Source organism: Lysobacter sp. TAB13 (genome assembly GCF_052113885.1).
Taxonomy (GTDB): Bacteria; Pseudomonadota; Gammaproteobacteria; order Xanthomonadales; family Xanthomonadaceae; genus Lysobacter; species Lysobacter gummosus.
The window spans coordinates 183298-200598 of the sequence record NZ_JBFRDR010000008.1 but is presented as its reverse complement, the minus strand read 5'-3'; the positions used below and the strand labels follow the sequence as shown (position 1 = coordinate 200598).

At 66.7% G+C, this 17301-nt stretch carries 15 protein-coding genes; 8 read left to right on the top strand and 7 right to left on the bottom strand.

Annotated elements, in window-relative coordinates; genetic code table 11:
* Positions 1-242: 242 nt before the first annotated feature.
* The 7 genes from prpC to AB4Y92_RS12170 all read right to left on the bottom strand — a co-directional run bounded on the left by prpC (position 243) and on the right by AB4Y92_RS12170 (position 8215).
* Positions 243-1394: a bifunctional 2-methylcitrate synthase/citrate synthase gene (gene prpC, locus AB4Y92_RS12200; RefSeq protein WP_441819880.1), complete on the bottom strand. Its 1152-nt coding sequence runs from the start codon at positions 1392-1394 to the stop codon at positions 243-245.
* Positions 1395-1593: 199 nt separating this feature from the next.
* A complete protein-coding gene (gene prpB / locus AB4Y92_RS12195) occupies positions 1594-2481 on the bottom strand; it encodes a methylisocitrate lyase (protein ID WP_441819879.1) in 888 nt (295 codons plus the stop codon).
* A 265-nt stretch (positions 2482-2746) separates the two neighbouring features.
* Positions 2747-3829 (bottom strand): suppressor of fused domain protein, encoded by a 1083-nt coding sequence (locus AB4Y92_RS12190; RefSeq protein ID WP_441819878.1) that lies wholly within the window; start codon positions 3827-3829, stop codon positions 2747-2749.
* Between the two features lie 108 nt (positions 3830-3937).
* On the bottom strand, positions 3938-5833 hold the full coding sequence (prpE, locus tag AB4Y92_RS12185) for a propionate--CoA ligase (protein ID WP_441819877.1): 1896 nt from the start codon (positions 5831-5833) through the stop codon (positions 3938-3940).
* A 277-nt stretch (positions 5834-6110) separates the two neighbouring features.
* Complete coding sequence (locus AB4Y92_RS12180; protein WP_441819876.1) at positions 6111-6797, bottom strand: glycine zipper 2TM domain-containing protein; 687 nt, start codon at positions 6795-6797, stop codon at positions 6111-6113.
* Positions 6798-6900: 103 nt separating this feature from the next.
* Complete coding sequence (locus tag AB4Y92_RS12175) at positions 6901-7617, bottom strand: alpha/beta hydrolase (RefSeq protein WP_441819875.1); 717 nt, start codon at positions 7615-7617, stop codon at positions 6901-6903.
* Positions 7618-7783: 166 nt separating this feature from the next.
* Complete coding sequence (locus AB4Y92_RS12170; RefSeq protein ID WP_441819874.1) at positions 7784-8215, bottom strand: OsmC family protein; 432 nt, start codon at positions 8213-8215, stop codon at positions 7784-7786.
* Between the two features lie 421 nt (positions 8216-8636).
* On the opposite strand from AB4Y92_RS12170, the gene fusA reads away from it, so the two are divergent.
* The 8 genes from fusA (at position 8637) to AB4Y92_RS12130 (ending at position 17143) form a co-directional block, all read left to right on the top strand.
* A complete protein-coding gene (gene fusA, locus AB4Y92_RS12165) occupies positions 8637-10685 on the top strand; it encodes an elongation factor G (RefSeq protein WP_441819873.1) in 2049 nt (682 codons plus the stop codon).
* A gap of 19 nt (positions 10686-10704) precedes the next feature.
* The gene (locus tag AB4Y92_RS12160) at positions 10705-11622 is read left to right on the top strand and encodes a hypothetical protein (RefSeq protein WP_441819872.1); all 918 of its coding nucleotides are present in this window, start codon (positions 10705-10707) and stop codon (positions 11620-11622) included.
* Positions 11623-11761: 139 nt separating this feature from the next.
* A complete protein-coding gene (locus AB4Y92_RS12155) occupies positions 11762-12217 on the top strand; it encodes a DUF4087 domain-containing protein (RefSeq protein WP_441819871.1) in 456 nt (151 codons plus the stop codon).
* A gap of 31 nt (positions 12218-12248) precedes the next feature.
* Positions 12249-13520, top strand: a complete 1272-nt coding sequence (locus AB4Y92_RS12150; RefSeq protein WP_441819870.1) for a mechanosensitive ion channel family protein — start codon at positions 12249-12251, stop codon at positions 13518-13520.
* An 88-nt stretch (positions 13521-13608) separates the two neighbouring features.
* Positions 13609-13989 carry a thioredoxin family protein gene (locus AB4Y92_RS12145; RefSeq protein ID WP_441819869.1) on the top strand — a complete coding sequence of 127 codons (381 nt, stop codon included), beginning with the start codon at positions 13609-13611 and terminating at the stop codon, positions 13987-13989.
* A 289-nt stretch (positions 13990-14278) separates the two neighbouring features.
* Positions 14279-15676 carry a hypothetical protein gene (locus AB4Y92_RS12140; RefSeq protein ID WP_441819868.1) on the top strand — a complete coding sequence of 466 codons (1398 nt, stop codon included), beginning with the start codon at positions 14279-14281 and terminating at the stop codon, positions 15674-15676.
* A 164-nt stretch (positions 15677-15840) separates the two neighbouring features.
* Entirely contained in the window at positions 15841-16473 is a 633-nt protein-coding gene (locus tag AB4Y92_RS12135) for a LysE family translocator (RefSeq protein WP_441819867.1), read from the top strand.
* 148 nt (positions 16474-16621) lie between these two features.
* On the top strand, positions 16622-17143 hold the full coding sequence (locus tag AB4Y92_RS12130) for a hypothetical protein (protein WP_441819866.1): 522 nt from the start codon (positions 16622-16624) through the stop codon (positions 17141-17143).
* Positions 17144-17301: the final 158 nt, after the last annotated feature.

The following is a 17301-nucleotide window of genomic DNA, read 5'->3' as shown; positions in this document are numbered from 1 at the left end:
CGCGGCATCACTCACTTCGAAGATGCATTCGCGCGCTCGGCCAGCACCGACGACTCCGGCTGGCACCGGACTATGACACTCGATTCCGTGACGATTCTGTGTCCTGTTCGACGATAGTCGTATGCGGACGAACGTCAACCCACCAAGGTTGGATGCAACGAAAAAGGCCAGACGTTCGTCTGGCCTCGTTCGTGTCCGTATTGCGTTTTAAGCGCCGCCGCGCAGGGCCGCGGCGGGCGCGATCAGCGCTTGTCGATCGAAACGTACTGGCGATCTTCCGGGCCGGTGTAGTTGGCGCTCGGGCGGATGATCTTGCCGTCTTCGCGCTGTTCGATCACGTGCGCGCTCCAGCCGGTGGTGCGGGCGATCACGAACAGCGGGGTGAACATCGGCGTGGGGATGCCCATCATGTGGTAGGCCGAGGCCGAGTACCAATCCAGGTTCGGGAACATCTTCTTGCTGTCCCACATCAGGTTCTCGATGCGCTCGCTGACGTCGAACAGCACCTGGTTGCCGCCGTCCTTGCACAGCGCGCGCGAGATTTCCTTGATGATCGGATTGCGCGGGTCGCCGGTGGTGTAGACCGGATGGCCGAAGCCGATGACGATTTCCTTGCGCTCCACGCGGGCGCGGATGTCGGCCTCGGCCTCATCGGCGCTGTCGTAGCGCGAGATGATGTCCATGGCGACTTCGTTGGCGCCGCCGTGCTTGGGGCCGCGCAGCGCGCCGATCGCGCCGGTGAGGCACGAATGCATGTCCGAGCCGGTGCCGGCGATGACGCGCGCGGTGAAGGTGCTGGCGTTGAACTCGTGCTCGGCGTAGAGGATCAGCGACTTGTCCAGCGAATCGGCCAGCAGCTGGCTCGGCGGCTCGCCGTGCAGCAGGTGCAGGAAGTGCGCGGCGACCGAATCGTCGTTGGTCTCGCAATCGATGCGGCGGCCGTTGCGGGTGAAGTGCCACCAATACAGCAGCATCGAACCGAAGCTGGCGATCAGGCGGTCGGCGATGTCGCGCGCTTCGCTGGCCGGATGGCCTTCGCGCTCGGGCAGCACGGTGCCCAGCACCGAGCAGCCGGTGCGCAGCACGTCCATCGGATGGGCGTTGGCCGGGACCAGTTCCAGCGCGTCGGTGACGATCGCCGGCAGGCCGCGCAGGCGCTTGAGCTTGGTTTTGTAGGCCTTGAGCTGCGAAACGGTCGGCAGCACGCCGTGCACCAGCAGGTGCGAGACTTCCTCGAAGGTGGACTTGGTCGCCAGATCGTGGATGTCGTAGCCGCGGTAGTGCAGATCGTTGCCGCTGCGGCCGACGGTGCACAGCGCGGTATTGCCCGCGGCGGTGCCGCTGAGGGCGACGGATTTCTTCGGTTTGGGCAGGGTCTGTTGCGTGTCGCTCATGGTCCTTCCTCTAGATAGATTGTCTTCTATTCCTTATTCCCTCTCCCGCCTGCGGGAGAGGGCAAGGGTGAGGGCGCGCGAATTCCGGCTTGCGTCGCTGGCGTGAAGTTTCGCGCCCCCTCATCCGGCCCTTCGGGCCACCTTCTCCCGCGCCCCGAAGGAAGTCACCTTGGGTGGCACGCGGGAGAAGGGAATTCGGTCAACCGCTTTTCTTCGCGAACAAGGCGTCGAGCTTGCCTTCGAACGCGTGATACCCGATCCGGTCGTACAACTCCTCGCGCGTCTGCATGGTCTCGACCACGCTCTTCTGATGCCCGTCGCGACGGATCGACTGATACACGTTCTCGGCCGCCTTGTTCATCGCCCGGAACGCCGACAGCGGGAACAACTGGATCGCCACGCCGGCCGAGGCCAGTTCGTCGCGGGTGAACAACGGCGTCTGCCCGAATTCGGTGATGTTCGCCAACACCGGCACCTTCACCGCATCGACGAAACGGCGGTAGGTCGGCAAGTCGTAGGCGGCTTCGGCGAAGATGCCATCGGCGCCGGCTTCCACGCAGGCGATGGCGCGCTCGATCGCCGCGTCCACGCCGTCGACCGCGATCGCGTCGGTGCGCGCGATCAGGAAGAAATCCGCATCGGTCTTGGCGTCGGCCGCGGCCTTCACCCGATCGGCCATTTCGCCGGCCGAAACGATTTCCTTGCCCGGACGATGACCGCAGCGCTTGGCGCCGACCTGGTCTTCGATGTGGCACGCCGCCGCGCCGGCCTTGATCAGCGACTTCACCGTGCGCTCGATGTTGAACGCGCTCGGGCCGAAGCCGGTGTCGATGTCCACCAGCAGCGGCAGATCGCACACGTCGGTGATGCGGCGCACGTCGATCAGCACGTCTTCGAGCGTGTTGATGCCCAGATCCGGCAGGCCCAGCGAGCCCGCGGCGACGCCGCCGCCGGACAGGTAGATGGCGCGGTAGCCGGCGCGCTTGGCCAGCAGGGCGTGATTGGCGTTGATCGCGCCGATGACCTGCAACGGCGATTCTTCGGCGAGCGCGGCGCGGAACTTAGCGCCAGCGGAGGGTAAGGTCATCTTGAAGCTCCGGGTGGCCCGGTCGGGGCGATCCGGACATTTTAACCCGCGGCGCGGACCGGCCGATGACGCGGCCTGCCCGGGAGCCGGTGGCGGCCTAGGCTGCAAGCGCCTGAATGCGCAAAGTCGCGCGAAAAACGCGCATGGATGCGACCTCGATCGCGATGCCGGGCATCGCCCGCGTGGCCCGGACCGCCGCGCGACTGCGCAAGCCCGGCCGTGCCGGCGGCACTTGCGCGCAACGCGGCGCGCACCACCGCGCCGATCAGCCGATCACCTGCTCGACGCTGCCGTCCTGCGCGCGGATCTCGGTCTTTTGCACCTGCATCAGCAGGCTCGGGAAACCCTCGACCTCGTACTCGCCGGCCTGCGCGCGCAGCCGCGCGACCAGACTGCGCATCGCGCGATCGTCCAGACGCAGGTGCAGCGCGCCTTCGATGGCTTCCGCGCCATTGCGCACGGCCGGTTCGAAGGCGATCCGCGCATCCGGCCCGACCACGGTGAAGGCATGCCCGAACGGCAGGCGCAGGGGCAGCAAGGCCAGCAGTTCGCCGACCTGGCGCGCGCCGATCGACACCTGGGTCAGCGGCGGCCGCAGCAGACGCTTGCGCTGCTCCCAGCTCAGCTGATCGGTGTAGATCATGCCGACCGAGGAACCCTCGCGCGCGGAACCTTCCGCCAGCCGCGCGGCGACATCCGAATCGGCCAGCAGCGAGCCGCGTTCCAGATCGGTCACCCACAGCGGCAGGTAATCCTTGAACACGTCCAGCACCTTCAAGGTGGACCAGCGCTTCAGCGCGAATTCTTCCTCGTTGGTCAGGCCGATCACCTGCAGGAATTCGACCCGGCCGTTTTCGCTGTCGATCGGCGGCAGCTCCGGATCATGCGCGAAAGCGACCGAGCGGATCGCGCTGTCGCTGTCGGCGGCGATCGGGCCGTTGGCGTTGAGGTAGTGGCCGGCGTGGAAAGGATGGCCGCTGTCGAACACGTAGCGCGCCAGGTTCTGCAGGAAATTCAGCGCCCACGTCGGCGGTTCTTCGCTGTCGTCGGGATCGCTCAGGCGCATGGTCAGTTCGAAACCGTAGCCGCTGAGCTGCGGATCGTCGGATTGCTTCTCGTATAGCTCGCTGAAACCGTAGGTGACGAAGTGCCAATGCGGCACCGGCGTGATGCGTTTGTACGCGCTGATGCCCGGCAGCGGGTCGGCGCCGCCCAGGGCGAAGCCGATCAGGGTGCCGTAGTGCTTGGGCGCCTGCCGCGGATAGATCCGGTTCAGCGCGTGATTGATCGCGTCCCAGCCGGGGGCGCGATCCTCAGCGGTGGAGTGCTCGGTTTCGGAATGTCGCATCGCGTCCGCCTCGGATTTCGTCGGGCCAGCCATGCTCGCCAAGTGCGCAGATGCTAACGCTATTGCTGAAAAATTTTGTCAACGCGCGATTGAGTGATCAAAGGTGAATCATCCGCCCGCATCGGCACCGCGTTCGAGCGCGCGGCGCACTTCGTCCAGGGCCGCCGGATCGTCCAGCGTGGACAGATCGCCGGGATCGCGGTCTTCGGCCAGGGCCTGGATCGAACGCCGCAGCAATTTGCCCGATCGGGTCTTGGGCAGCGCATTGACCACGTACACCCGCGCCGGCCGCGCCACCGCGCCGAGCAACTGCACCACGCATTGCTGCATGCCGGCCGCGGCGAGCTTGGGGTCCTGCTCGCCGGACGGCTTCAAAGTGGCGAACACCACCGGCACCTGGCCCTTGAGTTCGTCGTGCACGCCGATCACCGCAGCTTCCGCGACGCTGGCGTAACTGGCAACGGACTCCTCGATCTCGCGCGTGCCCAGGCGGTGGCCGGCGACGTTGATGACGTCGTCGGTGCGGCCGAGGATGAAGGTGTAGCCGTCGTCGTCGCGGATCGCCCAGTCCAGCGAGCTGTACAGCAGTTCCTTGAAATGGCTGAAGTAGCTCGACAGGAAGCGGGCGTCGTCGTTCCACACCGTGGTCATGCAACCCGGCGGCAGCGGCGGCACGATCACCAGCACGCCTTTTTCGTTGGCGCCGACATCCTTGCCGGTGGCTTCGTCGATCACGCGCAAGTGATAGCCCGGCGTTGGCAAACCGGGCGAACCGAACTTGACCGGTTTCAGGTCCAGCCCCGGCATCAGCGCCAGCACCGGCCAGCCGGTTTCGGTCTGCCAGTAGTTGTCGATGATGGTCTTGCCGATGCCGTCGGTGATCCAGTGCGCGGTCGGTTCGTCCAGCGGCTCGCCAGCGAGGAACAGCCATTGCAGCTGCGACAGATCGTGTTTCTTCAACCACGACGGGTCTTGTTTCTTCAGCACGCGGATGCCGGTCGGCGAGGAGAACATGGTGCGCACGCGGTATTGCTCGCAGATGCGCCACCAGATGCCGGGATCGGGATTCGTCGGCAGGCCTTCGTACAACACCGAGGTGGCGCCGGCGATCAGCGGGCCGTAGACGTTGTAGGAGTGGCCGACCGCCCAGCCGACGTCGGAGGTGGAGAACATCACCTGGCCTGCGCGGATGTCGTAGATCGACCACATCGACAAGGCCAGCGCGACCGCATAGCCGCCGACATCGCGCTGCACGCCCTTGGGCTTGCCGGTGGTGCCGGAGGTATAAAGCAGATAGCTTGGCTCGTTGGACTCCAGCCATTGCACGTCGACTTCCACGCCGTCGTAGCGCTGGCGCAGCGCGGCGTAATCGACGTCGCGGCCTTCGACGATGGAGTGATCCGGATCGAGCCCGCGGCCGACGATCAACACGTGCGGCGGCGGCGTGGAGGCCTCGGCGCAGGCGGCATCGACCAGCGGCTTGTACGGGATGATCTTGCCGCCGCGCATGCCGGCGTCGGCGCAGATCAGCAGCTTGGGTTCGGCGTCGTCGATGCGCAGCGCCAGGTTGTGCGCGGCGAAACCGCCGAACACCACCGAATGCACCGCGCCGATGCGCGCACAGGCCAGCATCGCGAACACCGCTTCGGCCATGTTCGGCATGTAGATCACGACCCGGTCGCCGCGACCGACGTCGAGCGACTTCAGCGCCGCGGCGAAGGTGTTCACCTCGCGATGCAGCTCGCGGTAGCTCAGCTCGCGGGTTTGCCCGGTTTCGCTGGAGATCGCGACCAGGGCCAGTTGATCGCCGCGTTCGTCCAGGTGACGGTCGATGGCGTTGTAGCAAAGATTGGTTTCGCCGCCGGCGAACCAGCGCCGGAACGGCGGCCGGGAATAGTCCAGGATCTGCTGCGGCGGGATATGCCAATGGATCGCTTGGGCCTGCTCGGCCCAGAACGCTTCGGGCTGCTCGATCGAGCGGCGGTGAAACTCCTCATAGCGCATGCGACAGTCTCGACCAGGGCATCCGCCCGCAGGCTAGACCACGGGCGTATCGGATGCGTTACGACCATGGTCTAGGCGCGCGGCCGTTGCGCGGACGTGAAATGCGCGGCGCCGGTCTCGGGCGCAGCGGTGGCGGGTCAAGCGCAGCCAACGAGCCGCCACCAACGGAAAACGCCGGAGCCTCGCGGCCCCGGCGTTCACCGGCAAAGGCGGCGCACCGTTCCTTGCGCCGCCGGTTCGCCGATCCTGTTCGGCGTGTTCGATTGCAGCGCCAGACTCAGTCCGGACGCACGTCCACGCGCACGCGGATGCGGTCGCCCGGGTTGTGGTCGGTGCGGGTGCGATAGGTCTTGCCCGCGTATTCGTAGGTGACGTCGTAAGCGCTGACCGCGCGTTCGCCGCCGGTGGGGTAGTAGTTGCCGTTGCTCGACACCGGATCGCACACCCGCACCGAGCCGGTACGCGGCTGCTGGCTGCGCTTGTTCTGCTCATAGATGCTGCGGCCGGCCATGCCGCCGACCATCGAACCGATCGCCGAAGTCGCATAGCGCGCACTGCCGCCGCCGACCTTGCTGCCGAGCACCGCGCCGACGATGCCGCCGACCACGGTCGCGGCGGTGCGGCCGCCTTCGGTGCCGGCGCTGCGGCGCTCGCTGCCGTAGGAGTCGTAATAGGAGTCGCCGTTACCGTTGCCGTCGCCGTAGTAGGCGTCGCCCTGCACATAGGTCGGGCGCTCGTAGCAGCGCGGGCCGTTGACCGGCTGGGTGCTGTAGGTTTCGAACACCGGATCGACCCGGACCACCCGCGCAAAATCGATCTGTGAGCTGTAGCTGGCGTTGCTGGTGCTCTGCGGATAGGTGTTCTGCGGATAATTGTTTTGCGGGTAGCCGTAGGATTGCGCCGAGGCGGCGCCGGTGACGGCGGCCAGCGCCAGGCCCAGGGCGGTGACGAGCGAGCGGTTCATGGTGGACTCCCGGGCGCCGGGATGGCGCGAAGCGGATCGTCGGTCCGCAGCGGTCAACCCGGGCTGAATGCGGGCGGGCGCGACGGATGCGGGCTTGCAGCGTTTACCTCGCCGACAGCCAGTCGGCCGCCTGCGCGGCCGTCCGCGCCGCGTCGCGGCCCACCAAGGGGCCGACATGACTGCCGGGACCGACGATCAGATTGGCGCCGATCGCGGCGGCGAACCGGGCGGTGAGTTGCGGTTCCACGTCTTCGTCGCCCCGCGAGGCGATGCACAGCACCGGGCAGGCCGGCCGCGGCGCTTCGACGCCGGCCAGGGCGCGGCGCAGGACGGCGCCGGATTCGTCGCGCCAGCGGCGCTGGGCGTAGAGGATCGCGGCCTCGTCGGCGTCGGGCATGGCGTCGCGGGTCGTGGCCAGGCGCGCATGGCGGCGCCAGGCGATGAGGTCGGGCCATTCGCGCGCGGGGCGCGCCGCGGCGTCGGTGTCGGAAATCGCCGGCGACGCCCACGGCTGCGGCCGCAGCGGGTTGATCAGGACCATCGCGTCGGCCAGGTCGCCGCACAGCCAGGCCAGCAGGCCGCCTAGGCTGGCGCCGACCACCGCGCGCGGACGCGGCAAGGCCGCCAGCGCGGCGCGCATCTGCTCGCGGTAGTGGTCGAGCGTGGTCGCTTCGATGCCTTGCGGCGAAGGCTGCAGGTCGGGCGCCAGCGTGTCCACGCCGCGCGCGTGCAACACATCGCGCCACAGATTCCATTCCCAGCCGCCGGCACCGGCGCCGTGGATCAGCAGGGCGTGGCGGATCGGCGGCTGCGATGGCATGGGTGGGTGTCTGTCCTGAGCCCCTCGCCCGCTTCGCGGGAGAGGAGTTGGGGTGAGGGGCGCTTTGCGGATGCGGCGGCCATTGCTTATCGCGTGCCCTCATCCGCCCCCCGCCTTCGCGGGGGCAGGCTCTCCGGGCACCTTCTCCGCCAGCGGCAGAAGGGAGTCAGATGAGCTTCGCTTCCAGGCTCATCGGCACCGCGCTCAGCGCCTTCGACACTGGGCAGTTGGCCTTGGCGTCCTCGGCGATGGCCTGGAACTTGGCCGCGTCGATGCCCGGAACCTCGGCGGTCACCTTCAGCCGGATCTGCGACAGCGTCGGGCCGCCTTCCATCGACAGATCGACTTCGGCGCGGGTGTCGAGCTTGGCCGGCGGATGCCCGGCCTCGGTCAGCTTGGCCGACAAGGCCATGGTGAAGCAGCCGGCGTGGGCGGCGGCGATGAGTTCTTCCGGATTGGTGCCCTTCTCGTCGCCGAAGCGGCTGTTGAAGCCGTAGCGGGTGTTGTCGAGCAGTCCGCTCTGCGGCGTGCTCAGACGGCCCTGCCCGCTCTTGAGATCGCCTTCCCAATGCGCGGTGGCGTGACGCGAGATACCCATGTGTGGCTCCGGTGCGATGAGGGGAGGCATAGGGTAGCCGGCCTGACGTTAAGAGCAGGAGTGAGTTCTCAGGAGTGAGGAACCAGTGGAAGAAAGAAGCGTTCGTCTCGCTCCTGTGCGCTCGTTCCTGTCTTTGTGCCGCAACGCAACACATGCACTGCAAAGAGGCGAAGCCAGTCGGACACTCACTCCTCACTCCTCTAAACTCATTCCTGCTCCCTGCCGCACCGCAACACACCTAACCGCCAAGCAGCACACGCTTCCCAGCATCGGGCTTGACCCACCCCGCCGCCTGCGGGAGTCTGTGGATCCCGGCGACCCGCCGGCCCGCCATGACCGCCCGCCGAGCGCCACGCTCGGGCGCGCAGCGCGGACAGCCATGACGGCCTTCGCACCCTTACGTCCAGGGAGAAGTCCGCTCATGTCCTACAGCACAGAATCGATTCGCAATGTGGCCTTGGCAGGCCACCCCGGCGCCGGCAAAACCACGCTCTTCGAAGCCCTGCTGCAGGCCGGCGGCGCAGTCCAGACGGCAGGCAGCATCGAACGCGGCACCACGGTGTCCGATTTCGATCCGGTCGAAAAACAACGCGGCCACTCGCTCGACGCCGCCATCGCCAGCACCGATCACGCCGGCATCCACCTCAATCTGATCGACACTCCCGGTTATCCCGACTTCCGCGGCCCCACGCTGTCGGCCCTGGCGGCGGTGGAAACCGTCGCGGTGGTGGTGGACGCCGACACCGGCGTCGCCTACGGCACCCGGCGCATGATGGAACACGCCAAGGCGCGCGGCCTGTGCCGGGCGATCGTGATCAACAAGATCGACCACGAAGGCGCCGACGCCGCGCGCGTGCTCGAAGCGGTGCGCGACACCTTCGGCCCCGAATGCCTGCCCTTGAATCTGCCCGCCGACGGCGGCGGCAAAGTCGTGGACTGCTTCGGCGCCTCCTCCGGCGACAGCGACCTGGGCCCGGTCGGCGACTGGCATCAGAAGATCATCGACCAGGTCGTGGAGATCAACGAAACGGTGATGGAGCATTACCTCGACCTCGGCGAAGGCGGCCTGTCCGGCGAGGAACTGCACCAGGCCTTCGAGCAATGCCTGCGCGAAGGCCATCTGGTGCCGGTGCTGTTCTGCTCGGCGCGCAGCGGCGCGGGGGTCAAGGAATTGCTCGACGTCGCCGAACACTTATTCCCGCATCCGGGCGAAGCCAACGCGCCGCCGTTCTTCAAGGGCGTGGGCGAGGACGCCAAGCCGATACTGGCCGTGCCCAACGCCAAGGCGCACGTGATCGCGGATGTGTTCAAAATCGTCAACGATCCCTTCGTCGGCAAGCTTGGCGTGTTCCGCGTCTACCAGGGCACGGTCAGGAAAGACACGCAGTTGTTCGTGGACGACGGCAAGAAGCCGTTCAAGGTCGGGCATCTGTTCAAGCTCAAGGGCAAGGACCATGTCGAGATCGATCAGGCCATTCCCGGCGACATCGCCGCGGTGGCCAAGGTCGAGGAACTGCATTTCGACGCGGTGCTGCACGACAGCCACGATGAGGACCAGATCCATCTGGCGCCGCTGAATTTCCCGCGGCCGATGTTCGGCCTGGCGGTGGAAGCGGCGAGCAAGGGCCAGGAGCAGAAGCTCGCCACCGCCCTGCACAAGCTGTCCGAGGAAGATCCCTGCTTCCAGGTCGAGCACGAAACCGAGACCAACGAAACCGTGATCCGCGGCCTGTCGGACCTGCATCTGCGCATCAACATCGACCGGTTGAAGGACAAGTACGGCGTGGAAGTAAAAGCGCGCCCGCCGCGCATCGCCTATCGCGAAACCGTGGCCGGCCGCGCCGAAGGCCACTATCGCCACAAGAAACAGACCGGCGGCGCCGGCCAGTTCGGCGAAGTGTTCCTGCGCGTGGAACCCTTGCCGCGCGGCGGCGGTTTCGAATTCGTCGATGAGGTCAAGGGCGGCACGATTCCGGGCCAGTTCCTGCCGGCGGTGGAGAAAGGCGTGCGCCAGGTGCTGCACGACGGTGCGGTCGCCGGTTATCCGATCCAGGACGTGCGCGTGATCGTCTACGACGGCAAATACCACAGCGTGGACAGCAAGGAAGTCGCCTTCGTCGCCGCCGGCAAGAAGGCGTTCCTGGACGCGATCAACAAGGCGCGGCCGCAAGTTCTGGAGCCCATCGTCGAGCTGGAAGTCAACGCGCCCGAGCAGCACATGGGCGACATCAGCGGCGGGCTGGCCAGCAAGCGCGCGCGCATCAGCGGCACCGACAGCATTCGCGGCGGCGAGATCGTGGTGCGCGCGCAGGTGCCGCTGTCGGAGCTGGAAGGCTACGCCGCCGAACTCAAGTCGGTGACCGCCGGACGCGGCCGGTATTCGCTGGATTTCAGCCATTACGAACCGGTGCCCGGCAACGTCCAGCAGAAACTGGTGGAGGCCTACAAACCCAGGCACGAGGAAGACTGATACCGTTCGCGTTCGTCCATTGTCCTTCGTCCCCATGCCCAAGCTGCGCAGCGCCCGCGAACGCGCCGATCTGATCAACACCTATGCCAACCGGCTCAACCACCGCGGCGACGAAGCGCGCGCGCTGAACTGGTACGAGCAGGCGACCCAGGCCGATCCGGCCTGGGTCGTGCCCTGGTTCAACATCGGCCTGGTGCACAAGTACCGCGGCGAGTGGGCGCAGTCGCTGGCGGCCAACCGTCAGGCGCTGGAACGCGACGGCGGCCACGAAGGCGCGTGCTGGAACCTGGGCATCGCCGCGACCGCGCTGCACGATTGGCCCAGCGCGCGCGAGGCATGGCGGCGCTACGGCATTCCGTTGCCCGAGGGCGAAGGCCCGATCGAAATCGAGGGCAGCCTGGGCGCGGTGCGCATCGACCCGGAAGGCAACGCCGAAGTGGTGTGGTGCGATCGCATCGACCCGGCCCGCGGCCGCATCCGCAACGTGCCCTTCCCGGGCAGCGGCCATCGCTACGCCGACATCGTCCTGCACGACGGCGCGGCCAACGGCAAACGCCGGATCGGCGAGAACGAATACCTGGTGTTCGACGAACTGGAGCTGTGGCGGGCCTCGCCGTATTCCACCTTCGAAGCCTGGATCGCCACGCCGGCGCCGGAGCTGCTGGGCACGCTGGCCGAACGCATCCATCGCGGCGACGGGCAGATCGAAGACTGGACCAAGTCGGTGCGCTACATCTGCAAGGCGTGCTCGGAGGGCGATCCGGATCAGGCGCACGACCATCCGGTGGTCGACGACGGCAGCGATACGCGCTGGATCGGCCTGGCCGCGGTCGAAGAATCCATGGTGCGCGCGGCCATCGACGACTGGCTGGGCGAGCATCCCGAAGCGAGCCTGGTCGAATTCCGCCGCTCTCTTGCCGCCGGCGTCACGGATTGAACGCAGACAATCGGCTCGGGCCGCATCGCCGCTCAGGCCGATGACGGCCTGGACGGCCTGAAAGCCGGCCTCGATGCGTGGCGCTCACGGCGCGCACGAAGCCGCGTTACTACCATGGACATCGACGGAGGAATGCACGATGCCGACGCTCGCTCGATTCGAACGCAATCGCCATGAGCCGCGCCGGAGGCGGGCCGGTGTCGGGCGCCTGGGGGTTTTGCTGATGGTGTTGGTCGCGGCCTTGCCGGTTCTGGAAGCTATGGCGAAGGGGAAATCGGCTTCGGCGAAGGCCGCTGTCGAGAATCGCTGCGGTTGGTTCGTCAATCCCTCGCCGGCCAACGCCTGGCTGATCGACCGCGACGGCGAATGGATCATCGCCACCCAGGGCGGCGAGCAGGCCGAAGGCGACTGGCCGCCGCCGATCGCCGAGAAGCAATGGGTGTCTTACGGCGGCGGCAGCTACGGCCACGGTTGCGCGTGCATGCGCGTGCTGACCGATCGCAAGACCATGCAGGTCAAGCGCATCGTTTCCTCGACCGGCAAAACCCTGGCCCAGTGCCGGCGCGATCCCAAGCTGGCCGAACCGCGCGACTGATCGCGCCTGCCCTTCAACCCACACGATACCGATGGCTCTCGACCTCACTCTCCCGCCCGACCACGGCCCGCCGCTGGAGCACGACCCGGAACTGGCCGAGATCGTGTCCGACGCCTTGGACGTGGTGTCCAACCCGACCGATCTGATCGTGACCCTGCTGGTGCTGATAGCCGCGCTGATCATCGGCGTGCTGGCCACGCGCAAGCTCAAGCTGATGCTGGGCCACCATCGGCCGAACCTGCGCACACTGGTCGAGTACCTGTGCACGCCGCTGCTGATGCTGTTGACCCTGGGCCTGCTGAGCATGTTCGGCGGCACGCTCGACAATCCGCTGATCGGCCTGGCCGGCACCCTGATCGGCCTGTTCCTGATCATCCGCGTGCTCGGCATGGTGGTGGAGCTGCTGTTCCGGCCGACCATGCTGCTGAAGATCATGCTGCGGCTGGTGACGGTGGTGTCGTGGCTGGCGGTGGTGTTCGGCGTGTTCAAGGACCGCAGCAAGCTCATCGCCCAGATGTATTCGGCCAAGTTCGAATTCGGCGGCATCGCGCTGTCCAGCGAGGGCGTGCTGCGCGGACTGGTGGTCGGCGTGGTGATCGCGATCGTCGCGCTGTGGGGCGACAAGGCGGTCACCAACCTGCTGCGCCGCAGCCGCACCCTGCAGCCGAATTTCATCCTGGCGCTGTCGCGGATTTTCTCCGTCGCGGTATGGATCGGCGCGACCGCGGTGATCTTCTCGATCAGCGGTATCAACCTCACCGCGCTGGCCGCCTTCAGCGGCGCGCTCGGCATCGGCCTGGGGCTGGGCCTGCAAAGACTCGCCGCCAGCTACATCAGCGGCCTGATCGTGCTGTTCGAACAATCCGTGCGGGTCGGCGACAACATCTCCACCAACAACATCGTCGGCCGGGTCACCCGCATGACCGTGCGCTACACCATGATCCGCACCCGCGACGGCGTGGAAGCCATCGTCCCCAACGACAGCCTGACCAGCAACGTCATCGTCAATCAGTCCTGGTCCGACCGCAATCTGCGCCTGGTCTGCGCCATCCTGGTCAAGGGCGACGCCGACCTGGCCGTGGCGCGCAAACTGTTCGTCGATGCGATGGCCGCGCAGGATCGGGTGCTGCAACAACCGCCGCCGCATATGTACATCACCGGCGTCAACGACAAGGGCATCCAGCTCGACGGCCATTTCTGGATCAGCGATCCGGAGAACGGCCAGCACAACGTCATCTCGGATATCTACGACGCGACCTTGACGGCGTTCCGCAAGAACGGGATCGGGCTGGTGGCGCAGTAACCCTCCGCCCCGGCCGCGCGACACAGCGTGCCGATGAACGGTCCGGCGCCGCTGGCCAGCTTCGCCGCGCCGAGAGTAGGATGGCCGCGTGACCGAGACCACGCATCCGCGGTTTTTCTGGCAGTTTCCGATGAAGCTGGTGCGCGAAGCGCGGCTGGCCGAATTCCTGCCCGACGACGGCCAGCTGCGCATCCTGTTCCTGTGGGGCAAGGACTGCCCGAACTGCGATATCGCCAAGGGTCAGATGCTGCTGGCGCAAGAGCGCTTCAGCTGGCCGGACGTGGAGTGGCTGCACGATAATGTCTACGAAGATCCGACGATGGGCATCCATTTCGGCCTGCACGGCATTCCGGCGTTCCTGGTGTTCCGTGGAGCGAAGAAGCTCGGGCGGATCGGGCAGTGGCCGGGGACTGAGGCGTTCGTCGCGGCGATCGATAAGTTGCGTGGGGAAAGCTACGCGGCGGTGTGATGCGGCGTACGGGGTCTTTCGTGCGAGAACGCTTGAAGTCGCTGGATTCCCGCGTTCGCGGAAATGACGAGCAAAAAAGCACGGGACGCCTTGGCCGAAGTCTCGCACCGCGCGACATCGATCCACGAGAATAAGCGACGACGACGACGACGGCGGCAACGACCGCGCCCTCTCCTCTCCCGCCCCGATCATCGGTACCCTTTGCCCCGCGCAAACCGCGCATCGCATTTTCGCGGCCGCCCCGCGCGCGCCGCCCATCCCCCATGGAAAGAACCACTCAGGAGCAACAATGAAAAAGATCGGCATGGCCCTGGCGGGCCTGTTGGCGGCACTCGCCCCGCTCACGGCGAGTGCCGCGGAAGTGCAAAGCGGCGCCTTCATCTTCATGTCGGACGAAACCTGTCGCCCGGTGGCGCAGGCCAATTGCTATCTCAACAACGAACTGGAAGCCAGAAAGGTCGTCAACGCTCTGGCCGACCGCGGCGTCACCCGTTTCCTGCTGCCGCACACCCAGGATATTTCGCAGTTGGATCTCATCGCCCAGGTCATCAAGGACCGCGGCCTGAGCTTCTACACCTACGAAGGCTGGCATTGGTGGAGCGCCGATCCGGACAACTTCGGCTACCGCACCTGCGAGACCTATACCACCGGACGGATCGCGCCGCTGGTGGCGTTCAAGCGCAAGTACGGCGATGCGTTCGCCGGGCTGCATTTCCTCGACGAGCCGCCGCTGCCCGAACTGGGACGGATGAAGACGCTCGCCCAATGCGTGCGCGCCGATCCGGTCCTGGCGCAGATGAAGATTTTCATCAATCTGATCCCGATCTACGGCAACGACAACCGCTTCGCCGGGATCGAAAACGGCAAAGCGATGTCGCCCGATCAGTACGGCGTGGACTGCGCGTTGGGACGCATCACCAACCGCACCCTGACAGACAAGATGGTCTCGCGTTATTCCGAGTACGTGCGCGATATCGCGGAAAACGTCGCCCCCACCTACCTGGCCCTCAACCTGTATCCGTTCGACCAGCAGATGAAGGGCTGCCCGGCGGCGCGCGATCTGGTGCTGTCGGAGAACATGTCGATCATCTCCCATGCCGCGCGCATCCGCGGCCAGGTTCCGGTGATGTATTCGCAGAACTTCATGACCATTCCGCCGGCCGGCGACGACCAACCGCAGCACGCCAGCTTCAACGAATTGCGCTGGGCCGCCAGCTGGTTCTACGTGTTCGGCGGCCAGGGCACGGCGAACTTCGTCAGCCACGATTTCGACAACAGGATCGGCCTGCTCAACCGCAATAACGTTCCCAACCAACTGGCCGCCGAGCAGTCGGACCTGAACTCGTTCGCCGCGCCGTCGCAGCGCGAACTGAGCAAGCATCCGTTCAACGGTTTCGTCTCGCAGTTCCTCGGCGTCAACAACGGGCCGCTGATCGCCTCGGTGTCCAACGATCAGATCCTGGTCGGCCAGTACGGCAGCGTCGCCGACAACGAAGCGATGCTGTTCGTCGCCAAGCACGACCCGTATGCCAACGCGAATTCGCTGATCGTTCTCAGCAAGGCCTGGGCGAAAATCGAACGCTACGATTTCAACAGCGGGCTGTGGCTGACCGTGGCCGGCAACAGCAATCAGTTCAACGTCGCGCTCAGCGATTTCCCGGGCAGTCTGTACCGAATGAGCCCGTAATTCCGCCTGCATCGCACCCGGCGGCGGCCATCCGGCCGTCGCCGCCTTCGCGGAATGCGCTTTGCCGGCCGTGCGACGCGGGCGGCGGCCCTGCCCCGCCGGGCTTGGAGAAACCCTCGGCTCGGAGCAGACTTCGCTTCTTCGTCCGGATCGATTCCGCCGCCATGTTCGACACCGCCACCCTCGCCACCTATCTGCTCGCCGCCGCCATTCTGGTGTTCATCCCCGGGCCCGGCACCGCCTGGATCGTCGCCCAGAGCGCGGCCGGCGGCACCTCGCGCGGCGTGCAGGCGGCGTTCGGCCTGGAGACGGCGACGCTGATCCACGCCCTGGCCGCGGGCCTGGGCCTGTCGGCGTTGCTGGCGACTTCGGCGTTGGCGTTCGAAGTGCTCAAGTACGCCGGCGCGGCCTATCTGATCTGGCTCGGCATCAAGGCCTGGCGCAGCGGCGCGCCGGCGCAGGAAGCGGACGCGGCGCCGGCGCGCACGCAGGTTTCGGCGCGCGATGTGTATCTGCGCTCGGTGATGACCGGCGTGCTCAATCCCAAGGTCGCGCTGTTCTTCCTGGCGTTCCTGCCGCAGTTCGTGCATCCCGAGCGCGGCATGGTGTGGCTGCAGTTCCTGGTGCTCGGCGGGTTGTTGTCGATGATCGGCATGCTCAACAGCCTGATGCTGAGCTTCGCGGTCGGCCGCTTCGGTCGTCGCTTCAAGGCCGGCGGCGGCCGCTGGAAGGAACGCCTGACCGGCAGCGTGTTCATCGCCCTGGGCCTGCGCCTGGCGGTGCAGCAACGCAGCTGACGCGATCGCGGCGGCGCGGCCATCGATCGGTGACGCGCGGCGGTTTTTCCGCGCCGCCGGTCGGCGCGGCGTTCGCAAGCGCCGGCCCGAGCCGTTAGCATCGGCAGGCGGCTGCGAATCGCGCGGCGCCACACCCGGATCGGCACCGATGCGCATATTGATTCCCGCCCTGCTCGCGCTGACCTTCGTCGGCTGCTCCTGCCAACGCCAGAGCCAGACCGATGCCGACGCCGCGCCGGCGCCGGAGCAAGCCGCGACCACCGCATCCGGCCCCACCGCCGCGCAATTGCGCGCGCAGGCGCTGGAGCGGCAACGCCAGCAGGCTTATGTCGAAGCGGTCGATGTGCTGCATACGTATCTGCAGCAACTGGGCAGCGGCAAGCGCGAGGAAGCCGACAAGCACTGGGCCTATCAGCGCCAGCCGCGCGGTAATGAAGAATCCGATCTGCGATCGCTGAAGAACCTGCGCGCGGTGCGGATCGAAAACGAAACGCCCAAGCCGCTGGATCAGGAACCGGTGCCGGAACTGCTGGAGATTCCGGTGGATCTGCGGGTCACCCTGGAAAATGGCGAAGGCCGCCGTTACAAAGGCTGGTACCGGATGCGGCGCAACACGGTCGATCGGCATTGGGAACTGACCGCGGTGTCGATCGCGGTCGAGTTGAAGTAGCCGCGCGCCGACATCCGGCCCCAGCCGCCCGCATGCCGCCCCACGGCCCGCCCGCGGCTCAGCGCGCAGCCAGCTAGCTGAGCGCGCGCCCCGGCCCGACTTGCGGCACATCGCCTGGGCTGCGAGCGCGCCTATACACTCAGCACATGCGCTGCCGA

Excerpts from the sequence above, each read along its gene's own strand:
- AB4Y92_RS12190 (WP_441819878.1), bottom strand. The coding sequence starts at position 3,829 with ATGCGACATTCCGAAACCGAGCACTCCACCGCTGAGGATCGCGCCCCC.
- AB4Y92_RS12170 (WP_441819874.1), bottom strand. The coding sequence starts at position 8,215 with ATGGGTATCTCGCGTCACGCCACCGCGCATTGGGAAGGCGATCTCAAG.
- AB4Y92_RS12135 (WP_441819867.1), top strand. The coding sequence starts at position 15,841 with ATGTTCGACACCGCCACCCTCGCCACCTATCTGCTCGCCGCCGCCATT.
- fusA (WP_441819873.1), top strand. The coding sequence starts at position 8,637 with ATGTCCTACAGCACAGAATCGATTCGCAATGTGGCCTTGGCAGGCCAC.
- prpE (WP_441819877.1), bottom strand. The coding sequence starts at position 5,833 with ATGCGCTATGAGGAGTTTCACCGCCGCTCGATCGAGCAGCCCGAAGCG.
- prpC (WP_441819880.1), bottom strand. The coding sequence starts at position 1,394 with ATGAGCGACACGCAACAGACCCTGCCCAAACCGAAGAAATCCGTCGCC.
- prpB (WP_441819879.1), bottom strand. The coding sequence starts at position 2,481 with ATGACCTTACCCTCCGCTGGCGCTAAGTTCCGCGCCGCGCTCGCCGAA.
- AB4Y92_RS12155 (WP_441819871.1), top strand. The coding sequence starts at position 11,762 with ATGCCGACGCTCGCTCGATTCGAACGCAATCGCCATGAGCCGCGCCGG.
- AB4Y92_RS12130 (WP_441819866.1), top strand. The coding sequence starts at position 16,622 with ATGCGCATATTGATTCCCGCCCTGCTCGCGCTGACCTTCGTCGGCTGC.
- AB4Y92_RS12150 (WP_441819870.1), top strand. The coding sequence starts at position 12,249 with ATGGCTCTCGACCTCACTCTCCCGCCCGACCACGGCCCGCCGCTGGAG.
- AB4Y92_RS12140 (WP_441819868.1), top strand. The coding sequence starts at position 14,279 with ATGAAAAAGATCGGCATGGCCCTGGCGGGCCTGTTGGCGGCACTCGCC.
- AB4Y92_RS12180 (WP_441819876.1), bottom strand. The coding sequence starts at position 6,797 with ATGAACCGCTCGCTCGTCACCGCCCTGGGCCTGGCGCTGGCCGCCGTC.
- AB4Y92_RS12175 (WP_441819875.1), bottom strand. The coding sequence starts at position 7,617 with ATGCCATCGCAGCCGCCGATCCGCCACGCCCTGCTGATCCACGGCGCC.